Origin of the sequence: Kitasatospora sp. NPDC127067 (assembly GCF_042724755.1) — a bacterium.
In the GTDB taxonomy this organism is placed as follows: Bacteria; Actinomycetota; Actinomycetes; order Streptomycetales; family Streptomycetaceae; genus Kitasatospora; species Kitasatospora lactacystinica.
Genome location: NZ_JBHXEM010000118.1, coordinates 17,367 through 27,331, shown reverse-complemented (window position 1 = coordinate 27,331; position 9,965 = coordinate 17,367). Strand labels below are relative to the sequence as shown.

Sequence of the window (9,965 nt, the reverse complement as noted above, 5' to 3'; positions counted from 1 at the left end):
CGCGCACCCAGGGCTCGGCGGGTACCCGCCGAGCCCTGGGCCATGCCGGATCAGCCGTTCCTGATCCGGCATGGCCACGGGCTGCCAGGAGGGTGTCCCGGCGGCCGGTGGCGTGGACGGTCGACAGCGGATTCAGCCCGGACTGATCCGGCCGCGCCAGCCGCCCTCCTCCGTGCCGCGTTCCTCGATGAACTCCTTGAACCGCTTCAGGTCTCCCTTCACCCGGCGGTCGACCACTCCTGTGACGTCGGCGGCCTTCTCCACCATGCCCTCGGGCCGGAAGTCGATGGCCATGGCGACCCGGGTGTGGCCCTGGTCGAGTTGTTGAAAGGTCACCACGCCCTTCTGGTCCACTTCGCCGTCGGTGGTCCGCCAGGCGATCCGCTCGTCGGGCAGCTGGTCGACGATCTCGGTGTCGAACTCACGGGTGACGCCGCCGATGCTGGTCCGCCAGTGGTTGTGGCGGTCGTCCAGCTGGGTCACCGAGTCGACGCCCTCCATGAAGCGCGGGAACTCCTCGAACAGCGTCCACTGGTTGTACGCGGTGTGCAGGGGGACGTCCACGTCCACGGACTCCTTGACCATGCTCATCCCGGCCTCCTCCCACGGTTCGACCGGGGCTGTCCCGGCCGTACCGTGCGCCTGCCCCGCCGGTGCCGGCCCAATCACGCGTCCCGGGCCGCGCGGTCGCCCTCGTCCGGAACGCGGGCACCGATCGGCCGGTCGACGGCCGTCACCGTCCGACCGGCCGACCTGTGACCACCGCGGGGCGGGGTACGCCGTGGGCAGCGAACGGCGCCGGAGGGCACGCGTCCCCGCGCTCACTCCCCGCCGGCCGTGCCGTCCGAGTCCCGGTGGTCCCGCTCCGCAGGCCGCGGCGATCGCCCGTGCCGCCGGTGGCTGGTGTCGCAGAACGGGTACGTGCGGCTGCGCCGGCAGGCACACAGGGCCACCACCGGACGGTCGGACAGCCGCCGAGTGCCGTCCGGCAGGACGACCTCCACCGGTCCCTCGACCAGCAGCGGGCCACCCGGCACGACGAACACCCGGGTGGCGGGGCGCTCAACGCTCGCGGACACCGCGCACCACCACCAGCTCCTCCTCGCGTTCGCCCGGCCGGATCAGTCCGAGCCGCTCGAACAGGGCGGCCCGGGCCGTCATGACCGGCCCGAAGAGCTGCCGCCGTCGCGCCGCCACCTCCGTACGCAGTGCGGCTGTGTGCAGGAGCGCCAGGGTGGCCGGCACGTCCGCGAGTGCGGACTGCACGACCAGCAGCACGCCGCCCTCGGCCAGCGCCCCGGGAACCGTCCGGCAGATCCGGTCCAGGACCAACCGTCCGTCCGGTCCGGCGTCCCAGGCCAGCGCTGCACCCCGGCCGGGAGCCGCCCCGGCCGGGTCCGTCGGGACGTACGGGGGATTCGCGGTCACCAGGTCGAAGCGCTCACCGGGCAACGGCGCCAGGAGGTCGCCCCGGCGCAACCGGACCCGGTCGTGGTGCAGCCGGGTGTTGCACCAGGCGGCGGCCACCGCCCGGGCGGACAGGTCCACCGCCGTGACGAGGGCCCCGCTGCGCGCCGCCGCGATCGCGACGGCCCCGGTCCCGGTACACAGGTCGAGCACCCGGCTGGAGCCGTCCAACGGCTCCCGGCCCACACAGGCGGCCAGCAGTTCGGTGTCACCCTGGGGCGCGTAGACCCCGGGTGGGCGGATCAACAGCATGCCGAGCGGCTGCCCGACTGGGCACGGTTCACACCTGCCACACCGGGCACCGCAGCGGTGAGCACACCACCCCTGCACGACGGGCTCGGGGCGCACGCCGAGGCCGGCCACCCGACGCCACGCCTGCCGGACCCCCGTGATGCCGACACAAGCGAGGAGAGGGAGTCTGGTGAGGTGGACGACAGCGGCACCCCGGGCGGTACGGGCCACGGCCAGGAGCTGCCACCGACGGTAGGCGTGGAGGAGGAGTACTTCGTCGTGGACCCCGCGACCCGGGCCGTGGTTCCCGGCGGTCCGCGGCTGGCCGCCCGCGCCGCGGGCGTGCTGGGAGACCTGGTGTCCGGTGAGTTCACGGACCTCCAGGTCGAGGTGCGGACACCACCGTGCGCCACGATGGGCGAACTGTCCGCCCAGCTCGTTCGGTTGCGCCGCACGCTCGCCGCGTGCGCCGAGGCCGAGGGCCTGACGGTATGTCCCAGTGCGACGCCCGTGATCGGGGGCGGTAGCACGGTGCCGGTGGGCGACCACCCCCGGTACCGCGACGGGGTGGAGCTGTTCCGGACCCTGATGGACGACTTCGCGGTCTGCGCCCTGCACGTCCACGTCTGCCTGCACGACCGCCAGGTGGCGGCCCTGGTCGGCAACCACCTGCGCCCGTGGCTGCCGCTGCTGGTGGAGATGAGTGCCAACTCGCCGTTCCACGCCGGACGGGACACCGGATACGCGAGCTGGCGCTCGGTGCTGCGGCTGCGCTTCCCCTCCCTCGGACCGCCACCGTGGGTCGAGTCCTTCGACGACTACCGGCGCGTCGCCACCGCGATGGCGGAGGTCGGCGGAAGCTCCTTCGCCGAGCTTCCGTTCTGGGACACCCGCCCGCACCCCCGCCTGCCGACGCTGGAGGTGCGGTGCATGGACGTTCCGGCCGAGTCCGCGGACTCGGTGGCCCTGGCGGCCGTCGTGCGCGGTCTGGTGGTGACCTCCGCCCGCCTGGCGGAGCGCGACGACAAGGGCCCCCGGCTGCGCGGTGAGCTGTTGCGCGGCGCGTACTGGTACGCGACCCGCGACGGCTGGCCGGGGCCGGGAGCGGACGCGCTGACCGGGCGCGTCCTGCCCGCCCCGGAGCGCGCACGGAGGCTGGTCGAGCACATCGGCGCGGCGTTGGAGGACCTGGGGGACCTGGAGCGGGTCACGGCCTTCGTCGACCGGCTGGCCATCCGCGGCAGCGGCGCCCACCGTCAGCGTGCCGCCCACCGGGCCGGCGGCCTGCCCGCGGTCGTGGACGACCTCGCGAACTGCATGACCACCCCGCAGGCCGTCCCGCCCCGGTCATCCGCACGGCGGACCCTCCGGGGGTGCGACCCCGACGGGTGTGCCAGCGTGGAGGAAGCCGGAAGGGCACCCGGCCCCATGTCCACGGACGCCCGCGACCGCCCGGAGAAGCCGATGGACGACAGAGCGCAGCAGCACGGACAACCGCCCGAGCGCGGCGGTCGGGTGCGCCGAGACGGGTACGCCCGCCTGAACGCCGCGGACCTCGGCATCGACACCGTGGCCCTGGCCGAGGACTTCACCCGGCTCGCCGACTCCTACCAGGGCCTGCCGCCGGATCCGTACGCCCGTGAGACCCACCGCTTCCGCCGCTACTCGCATGCCGTCCACCTGCCCTGGACCGGCGAGCTGTCCTACATCCCCGGTACCCCCGACGAGGAGTTCGGCACCGTCACGGAGTACTGGCAGGACGAGCACAACCCCGAGTACCCCCGGGTGCGGCGCCGGTTGCCCGACATCCCGGAGGCCTTGCACCGCAACCGGCTGCTCGACGCCCTCGTCCGCGCCGACCTGGACCGTGCCCTGTGGCTGGAGGACCTGCACCGCGTCCCCGTCTACGTCGGCATCCACCTGATCTCGCTCGGCGTCCACGACCAGGAGCAGGAGGCGGTGTCCTCACCGAACTGCCTGCACCAGGACGGCGGTTCGCCGGCCACCTTCACCTTCGCCCACCTGATCGGCCGCCGGAACGTGAAGGGCGGCGAGAACGTCATCGCCACCCCGGAGAGCGCCGGCCGGCAACCCTACGCGCTGCCCCCGGAAGCGATCCACGACCGCTTCGTGCTGACCGAGCCGCTTGACGGCTACGGCGTGCACGACCGACGCGTCAGCCACTACGTCGGCCCCGTCCGCCTCGGTGACGACGGGAACGAAGGGCGCCGCGACATCCTCATCGTCGGAATCGCCCCCTACGCCCCCGGGCTTTGACCGGGGGGATCCACTCCCTGAATTCGCTGCGGCGCTTCGTGGTCGAGCCTCGGGACGCGGTCCCCTGGTGACGTGCCTTACGAGAGACAGCTCAACGCACCGCAGGTGCTCGAAACGAGGATGATCGCGCGGGCACGGCTGCTGTCCCGGCCGAGGACGGGTGGGAATGCTGCGGTCAGAGCAGCGGGGTGGCGTGCAGGCAGGTGTGCCGGCCGGGCCCTGTGGCGGCGTCCAAGGGCCTGGCCGCACCGGCTTGGATCTCCACCCTGAAGGTTCCGGTGTCGTCGGCGTAGATCGGGATGCCGTCGGACGTCCTGTCGCCGGTGGCGTGGACAACGACGATCTCGGGCGGGCGTTGCGCGCCTGGTGGGCCCGGCATGGTGATCGCGTAGCGCTCGGAGGTGTCCATGGCGGACCTCATCGTGCAGGTGGGGCACCGGCGTCGGCGAGGGCGGCGCGGACGGTGTCGCGGACGGTGAAGCCCTGTCGGTGCCGGTGACCTCCAGCAGGCGCCTGGTCCGAGCCAACGGGACGGCCAAGACCAGGGCGGTCGCGGCAGCGTAGGTGTCCGAAGCGCGCTTGGAGCAGGGCGTCGAGACGAGTGGAGTCGCGCAGAAGGAGGTGGGACAGGTCGATCTCACGGGGCGGGCCGTCCTTGACCGCGCGGACGAGGGTGTCCTCCAGCCGACCGCGCCGGTCATGGTCGTCCTTGCCGCCCCGGCGGATGGTGCCGGCTGTCCCGGGCAGGTCTGCGACCGTGATCCGCAGGGCCGGGCCGGCAGACGTCCTCAGCGGACAGTGGTGGGCGGACATGATCGGCCTCCTCGCGCGAGGGAAGCTGTCCGCTTATGATCCTGCCCCACCGATGGGCTCGAAATCCACCGGCCTGGGCCGCCGGAGTCGCCCGCTCGACCGGCCTCGGCGACACCCTTGAGGATCACCGCGCCAGTCGGGGGCAACCCACCAACCCGCATGCTCGTTGCCCAGAGGCCTCGCCGACCCGGCTGCCCGCAGGCAACGCCGTGGGCGACGGTGACGGGCTGATGGCGATCATCGCCTGCGGAGGGCACCGTGTGGCGTGTTGCCGCGCCCGCGGCCCGCCGGGGACGGTGTCGGTAGACAGTGGAGGCGGCTGTCTTTGCGTACCGGACGGGGCGTCGGCATGACGTTTCAGCATCCTGCTCGTAAGCATGGGAACGGTCGGCGCGGGCGGTTCGAGGAGTTCGCGGAGCTGGCGTCGAACTTCACCAGCTCGCCGCTGTTCGCGCTGGTGTGCCTGTGCCTGGTGGGCGCGGTCGTCGCGGTACATGTGGCCGGGCTGCCGATCGAGTGGCAGCTTCTGGTGGGCGATGCGATGGGCGCGGTGACGCTCTTGCTGCTGGCGATGCTGAAGAACTCCGAGCGACGGGCCGAGCATGCCATCCAGCGCAAGCTGGATGCGATCGTCCGGGCGATGCTGGAGCAGCATGAAGGTAAGCGCGGTCAGGCTTACGAGGATCTGAAGGCAGCCATCGGCATGGAGGAGCGGCTGTAGGGGCCAGGGAGGATTCAGGTCTGGGCGGCGATCGCGACGCACAGCACCGTGACGCCGAGGGCGAGCCGGGCGAGGTAGTCGCCGAGATGTCCAGAACGCAGGCGGCGCAGCGCCCGTACAGCTCGGGCAGCCGCGTGCCGGTCGGCAGCGGGCCGGCGGAGGGCTGTGGTGGCCAGGATGTCGCAGCCGGTCCGGGGCAGTCTGCGACCGGCGACGGCTAGCAGTGCCGCCCCGAGCAGGGGAACGGCCACCGCGAACGGCAGCAGGGCTGCTTCGGTCACGGTCAGCCCTTGCCCGGCCGTGTCATGGGCTCCGGGTCAGTCGGGAGGCTCCGGCGGGCGGGGGTGCCCGGGCTCCGGCGAAGCAGGCTCCGTGGGCTCGCCCGGGCCGGGCGGGGCCGGCGGTTCAGGGGGCGGTTCGGGCGAGCCGGGAGGCGCGGGCGGATCCGGCGGCACTGGTGGCTCCACCGGCTCCGGCGGGCTGGGCGGCTGCGGCGGGGGCGACGGCAGTGGAACCGGGGCGACATCGGGCTCGGACGACACAGGAACGGCACCCACGGTCACCAGCTCCTATCGGCCCAGGGCATGTTCGAGTTCCTTCTTGTTCATCTTCGAGCGCCCGTGGATGTTGCGCTGCCTGGCCTCGTTGTAGAGCTGCTCCTTCGTCGGCCCCTGGGCGCCACTGTGCGAACGCAGCCCACCGCGACGGGAGGAGGACATGTCCTTCACCGAGCTGCGGCTGGCGGTCTTCGACTCCCCGTGCCGGGCACGCTCCTTGTTCACGGTGCGCGCGGCGATCTCCTCGGCGCGCTTCTCGCTCTCACCACGCTCCAGCGCACTGTCTTTGATGTGCTCGTACTGCCGCTCCCGCTTGGGACTCGATCCGCGAGGCATGATCACACACTCCTGTCCGATGACTGCGGGGTGCGTGTTCCCCGCATCCGTGAGAGGAACCCGCTACCAGCACCGGGCAAACCGGCTTGCACCCGTCCAGCCGCGCGCCCGGTCGTCGAACCGGCCGTGCGCCCCGAAGTCCCGCCGGGCATCCACCAGCTCGAACAGGTTGTCCGGGTCCGTGGCGCGGCGTCGGCGGTCCTCCTGCTGGGAGCAAGCAGTTCGCAGCGCAGTGCCTCGTTGAAGCCCTGTATGGCGTGCCTGGCGCCGCTGTAGGCGCTCTGCAGCGGGATGCCGCGGTAGGCGATCGCCGAGCCGACCTGCACGATCACCCGGCGTCGCGGGGCAGCATCCGGACCAGGGCGGAACGGGTGGCGTAGACGTAGCCGAAGTACGTGACCTCGGTGACGTGTCGGAACTTCTCCGGGGTGATCTCGGTGAACGGGGCGAAGGCAGAGGCGAACCCGTCGTTGACCCACACGTCGATCGGCCCGAGTTCTTCCTCGGCCCGTTCGGCGGCGGCCTCCACCGCGTGTGCGTCGGCGACGTCGGCCTCGATGGCGATGACCTTGGCAGCGCCGACCCGCTCGGCCTCGCGCACCGCCGCTTCGAGGCCGGTCCGGCCGCGGGCGATCAGCGCGAGCCGGTACCCACGGGCGGCGAACACCTCGGCGGTCGCGCGGCCGATGCCGCCGCTGGCCCCGGTGATGACGATGGTCCGGCAGGCAGTTTCCACCCTGCCTCGGGTTTCCCGGAAACAGCGGGGCAAACGGCCTGGCGCCGCGTGCGTGGCCGGTCGTCGGGCCGTAGCGTCGACAGGGTGGACATGCCGGGGCGTGAGTGAGGGAGGCTTCGATGCCGGCCGCAGCGCTGTTCGATGTCGACGGTACATTGCTCGACACCAGCTACTGGCACTCCGTTGCCTGGACCGAGGCGCTCACCCAGTTCGGCCACACCCCGGCGATGGCCCGCATCCATGGGGCAATCGGCATGGGCGGTGACCAGCTCTTCGACCACGTGCTGGGCGAGGGCCGTGACCACCGCCAGGACGAGGCGATCACCGCGGCGCACCAGGCGCTCTTCGCCCGGTTCTGGTCGCGCCTGCGGGTGTTCGACGGCGCCGGCGGTCTGCTGCGGGAACTGAAACGGCGCAGCTGGACGATCGCCCTCGCCTCCTCCGCCTCGGGACGTGACCTGGAGACCATGCGCAGGGTGCTGGCCGCCGACGACGCGATCGATCACGCCACCAGCGCCGACGACGTCGAAGCCGGCAAGCCCGCCCCCGACCTCGTCCGCGCTGCTGTGGCCACGTCCGGTGCCAGACCGGGCGAGGCACTGTTCGTCGGCGACACCCCGTGGGACGTCCAGGCCGCCGCCAGGGCCCAGGTCACCTGCGTGGCGGTGCTCTCCGGCGGCTTCGGCGAGCGGGCCCTGGGCTCGGCCGGAGCCCTCAAGGTCCACACCGATGTCGGCGAACTCCTCGCCTGTCTCGATTCCAGCGCCCTCGCGGACCCGTCGCACTTCCAGCCCGTACGCGGCTGAACGCACAGCCGTGGACGACTCCCCCGACAGCGGGTACGCGGTCTCCGCAGAGTTCTACGATCTCCTGCAGGCCGAGACCGACCGCCGTCTGGCCGAGCGGCGCTTTGCCGCGGCCGCCAGCCGGGCCCGCCACGCGGTCCTTGATGTCGGTGCCGGCACCGGCACCGTCACCGAGGTCCTGCTGCGCGCCTCCCGTGTGCCCGTCCACGCCGTCGAACCGGCCCCGGCCATGCGCACCGCCCTGCTGTCGCGCCTGGCCCACCTCGGGGCGGACCAGCGCGCTCGCGTCACCGTGCACCCCGAGCCCCTCGAGGCGGCGGGCCTGACGGCCGTGGCGGACTTGGCCGTCGCCTCCAACATGATCGCCTGCCTGGATCCCCCGACCAGGCGGGCCACCTGGAAGGCGATCTCGGCAGCCCTCCTGCCCGGCGGCCTGCTCCTGTTCGATCCGCCGCCCGCCGGCCTGCCGAGAGGGTGCGAGGCAGCGGGACGGCTCGGTCCGGTGCGGGTCGGCCCCGACCAGTACAGCGCCGAAGTCATCCGTCGGCCCCACCGCGGCATCCTGCGCGTGGTATTCACCTACCGCGTCGAACGAGAGCAGGAGCTCCTGCGCGAGACCCGGGAGGCGTTCGACATGTGGCCTGCCCCGCCCGAGCGGCTCACCGAGGAACTCGAAACCGCAGGACTGCACGTTGTGCAAGCCCCCGGATCCGACCTCATGGCGGCTCGCCGCCCCGCTCTCTAGATCCGACCCCGCCCGCCTGCGGGCATCACGTTCCGGGGTGCCACTGCTGCTGGACGGCCCACAGCACGAGCGTTTGACCGGAACCCGGATGGACCCACAATCCCGGCTACGCACGGATTCACGGCGGCGCTGGCCGGCTGGATCTCCACCGCCGGAAGAACCGAGCCGGCCTGCCCTCGCGCGCATGCCGTCGGAGCCGGCCTCATCCGCTCAGCCAACCCCTGGCGCCGGACCGCCCGCGGCCCCGGCGACCAGCGCCGCGGGCATCGCGCCGCAGTCTCGATCCCGTGCCGCACCGGATCAGTCGTCTGCTTCGCCCGGCAATGTCCCGCTATCCTCGTCAGCCGGTTACTCACCGGATGCCGACATGCAGCGACCGCCGCTAATCCCCCTCACCATCGTCATCGGCGGCTGACTGGTCGCCGCCGACCAGGGCCCACCCCACAAGACTTCCGCCGTACACGGTGAAGCCCACCCCGATCAGCCAGGACTGGACCACCAGGACTGCGCCGACCGTGCCGTAGGAGACCGCGTTGGAGACCAGCAACGGGGCGAAGACCAGCCGTGAGAACAACCGAAGACCGGCCAGGGCGACCATCGTGGCCACCGCACCGGGCACAAGCCCCCGCTGCGGGGCACGGGCCCCGAGCAAAAAGCGCGGAAGCCACCAGAACAGCAGCAGGCCACCCAGCACCGTGGCGAGGATCCGCAAGGTCGGTTGGACGGCGGTGTGGTGCCACGGCACACCGCTCCACGCCGCGAGGACGAGATAGCCGGTCAGCCCGGCCAGCGCGACGACTTGGCGCCACACGCGGTGCCACGGTCCTCCCGGCAGGCCCCAGATCCGCTCATAGGCGCCCTGCATCGCACTCGTCAGCGAGATACCGAAGACAGCCAGCGCGGCGAGGCTGAACCCGGTGGTCGTGCTGAGGACCTGCCCGCGTGAACTGAACAGCATCTCGACGGCCTGGCCGCCACGTGGCGACAACCCCAGGCCGTCGGTGATCCACTGGGCGATCCCGTTGCTGCGGGCCGGGGAAGCCGCCGCGATGACCATGAGCAGCGGCACCAAGGTCACGAAGAACAGTGCAGCGAAGGCCAGCGAACGCTGCATCAGCTCGATGTCCGACCCGCGCCCCCACGCGCGCCCCCACACAGAGCACAACCGGTGCCAGGCAGCTCGCACAGGAGCGGGACCGGCACTCGCACGACGCCTCACAGGGCACGCCTTCGCACGCCGTTCAGCTGCCAGAACTTGCGGCATCCCGGCAGCGCC

General features: G+C 72.3%; 13 protein-coding genes. 4 read left to right on the top strand and 9 right to left on the bottom strand.

The features are described 5' to 3' along the window. Positions 1-132: 132 nt before the first annotated feature. The 3 genes from ACFWJ4_RS32995 to ACFWJ4_RS32985 all read right to left on the bottom strand — a co-directional run bounded on the left by ACFWJ4_RS32995 (position 133) and on the right by ACFWJ4_RS32985 (position 1,719). On the bottom strand, positions 133-591 hold the full coding sequence (locus ACFWJ4_RS32995) for an SRPBCC family protein (RefSeq protein ID WP_359904102.1): 459 nt from the start codon (positions 589-591) through the stop codon (positions 133-135). 230 nt (positions 592-821) lie between these two features. Next, positions 822-1,079 carry a CDGSH iron-sulfur domain-containing protein gene (locus ACFWJ4_RS32990; RefSeq protein ID WP_380550690.1) on the bottom strand — a complete coding sequence of 86 codons (258 nt, stop codon included), beginning with the start codon at positions 1,077-1,079 and terminating at the stop codon, positions 822-824. Further along, entirely contained in the window at positions 1,063-1,719 is a 657-nt protein-coding gene (locus ACFWJ4_RS32985; protein WP_359904096.1) for a HemK2/MTQ2 family protein methyltransferase, read from the bottom strand. The genes ACFWJ4_RS32990 and ACFWJ4_RS32985 overlap by 17 nt, the downstream gene beginning before the upstream one ends. A 174-nt stretch (positions 1,720-1,893) precedes the next feature. Here ACFWJ4_RS32985 and ACFWJ4_RS32980 point away from each other — a divergent pair, with 174 nt between their 5' ends. Then, positions 1,894-3,975 (top strand): YbdK family carboxylate-amine ligase, encoded by a 2,082-nt coding sequence (locus tag ACFWJ4_RS32980; RefSeq protein WP_380550688.1) that lies wholly within the window; start codon positions 1,894-1,896, stop codon positions 3,973-3,975. Positions 3,976-4,150: 175 nt separating this feature from the next. Here ACFWJ4_RS32980 and ACFWJ4_RS32975 read toward each other — a convergent pair whose 3' ends face one another. Together ACFWJ4_RS32975 and ACFWJ4_RS32970 are read right to left on the bottom strand one after the other, a co-directional pair. Further along, positions 4,151-4,384 carry a DUF6296 family protein gene (locus tag ACFWJ4_RS32975; RefSeq protein ID WP_380550685.1) on the bottom strand — a complete coding sequence of 78 codons (234 nt, stop codon included), beginning with the start codon at positions 4,382-4,384 and terminating at the stop codon, positions 4,151-4,153. Positions 4,385-4,392: 8 nt separating this feature from the next. After that, positions 4,393-4,788 carry a hypothetical protein gene (locus ACFWJ4_RS32970; protein ID WP_380550683.1) on the bottom strand — a complete coding sequence of 132 codons (396 nt, stop codon included), beginning with the start codon at positions 4,786-4,788 and terminating at the stop codon, positions 4,393-4,395. A 349-nt stretch (positions 4,789-5,137) separates the two neighbouring features. On the opposite strand from ACFWJ4_RS32970, the gene ACFWJ4_RS32965 reads away from it, so the two are divergent. Beyond that, entirely contained in the window at positions 5,138-5,509 is a 372-nt protein-coding gene (locus ACFWJ4_RS32965) for a low affinity iron permease family protein (RefSeq protein ID WP_359904085.1), read from the top strand. Positions 5,510-5,523: 14 nt separating this feature from the next. Here ACFWJ4_RS32965 and ACFWJ4_RS32960 read toward each other — a convergent pair whose 3' ends face one another. The 3 genes from ACFWJ4_RS32960 to ACFWJ4_RS32950 all read right to left on the bottom strand — a co-directional run bounded on the left by ACFWJ4_RS32960 (position 5,524) and on the right by ACFWJ4_RS32950 (position 7,138). Next, entirely contained in the window at positions 5,524-5,790 is a 267-nt protein-coding gene (locus ACFWJ4_RS32960) for a hypothetical protein (protein ID WP_380351554.1), read from the bottom strand. 288 nt (positions 5,791-6,078) lie between these two features. Then, positions 6,079-6,402, bottom strand: coding sequence for a plasmid stabilization protein (locus ACFWJ4_RS32955; protein WP_359904079.1), 324 nt, complete (start codon positions 6,400-6,402; stop codon positions 6,079-6,081). 328 nt (positions 6,403-6,730) lie between these two features. Beyond that, on the bottom strand, positions 6,731-7,138 hold the full coding sequence (locus tag ACFWJ4_RS32950; protein WP_380550680.1) for an SDR family NAD(P)-dependent oxidoreductase: 408 nt from the start codon (positions 7,136-7,138) through the stop codon (positions 6,731-6,733). 119 nt (positions 7,139-7,257) lie between these two features. On the opposite strand from ACFWJ4_RS32950, the gene ACFWJ4_RS32945 reads away from it, so the two are divergent. Both ACFWJ4_RS32945 and ACFWJ4_RS32940 read left to right on the top strand, forming a co-directional pair. Continuing rightward, complete coding sequence (locus tag ACFWJ4_RS32945) at positions 7,258-7,944, top strand: HAD family hydrolase (RefSeq protein WP_359904076.1); 687 nt, start codon at positions 7,258-7,260, stop codon at positions 7,942-7,944. A 10-nt stretch (positions 7,945-7,954) separates the two neighbouring features. Then, on the top strand, positions 7,955-8,689 hold the full coding sequence (locus tag ACFWJ4_RS32940; protein WP_380550677.1) for a class I SAM-dependent methyltransferase: 735 nt from the start codon (positions 7,955-7,957) through the stop codon (positions 8,687-8,689). A 382-nt stretch (positions 8,690-9,071) separates the two neighbouring features. On the opposite strand, the gene ACFWJ4_RS32935 is transcribed toward ACFWJ4_RS32940, so the two are convergent. After that, positions 9,072-9,803 (bottom strand): ribonuclease BN, encoded by a 732-nt coding sequence (locus ACFWJ4_RS32935; RefSeq protein WP_380550674.1) that lies wholly within the window; start codon positions 9,801-9,803, stop codon positions 9,072-9,074. Between the last annotated feature and the right edge of the window lie 162 nt (positions 9,804-9,965).

What these genes read in the sequence shown, in the direction of transcription:
- ACFWJ4_RS32935 (WP_380550674.1), bottom strand. Translation starts at nt 9,803, where the DNA reads ATGCAGCGTTCGCTGGCCTTCGCTGCACTGTTCTTCGTGACCTTGGTG.
- ACFWJ4_RS32970 (WP_380550683.1), bottom strand. Translation starts at nt 4,788, where the DNA reads ATGTCCGCCCACCACTGTCCGCTGAGGACGTCTGCCGGCCCGGCCCTG.
- ACFWJ4_RS32985 (WP_359904096.1), bottom strand. Translation starts at nt 1,719, where the DNA reads ATGCTGTTGATCCGCCCACCCGGGGTCTACGCGCCCCAGGGTGACACC.
- ACFWJ4_RS32945 (WP_359904076.1), top strand. Translation starts at nt 7,258, where the DNA reads ATGCCGGCCGCAGCGCTGTTCGATGTCGACGGTACATTGCTCGACACC.
- ACFWJ4_RS32995 (WP_359904102.1), bottom strand. Translation starts at nt 591, where the DNA reads ATGAGCATGGTCAAGGAGTCCGTGGACGTGGACGTCCCCCTGCACACC.
- ACFWJ4_RS32965 (WP_359904085.1), top strand. Translation starts at nt 5,138, where the DNA reads ATGACGTTTCAGCATCCTGCTCGTAAGCATGGGAACGGTCGGCGCGGG.
- ACFWJ4_RS32955 (WP_359904079.1), bottom strand. Translation starts at nt 6,402, where the DNA reads ATGCCTCGCGGATCGAGTCCCAAGCGGGAGCGGCAGTACGAGCACATC.
- ACFWJ4_RS32975 (WP_380550685.1), bottom strand. Translation starts at nt 4,384, where the DNA reads ATGGACACCTCCGAGCGCTACGCGATCACCATGCCGGGCCCACCAGGC.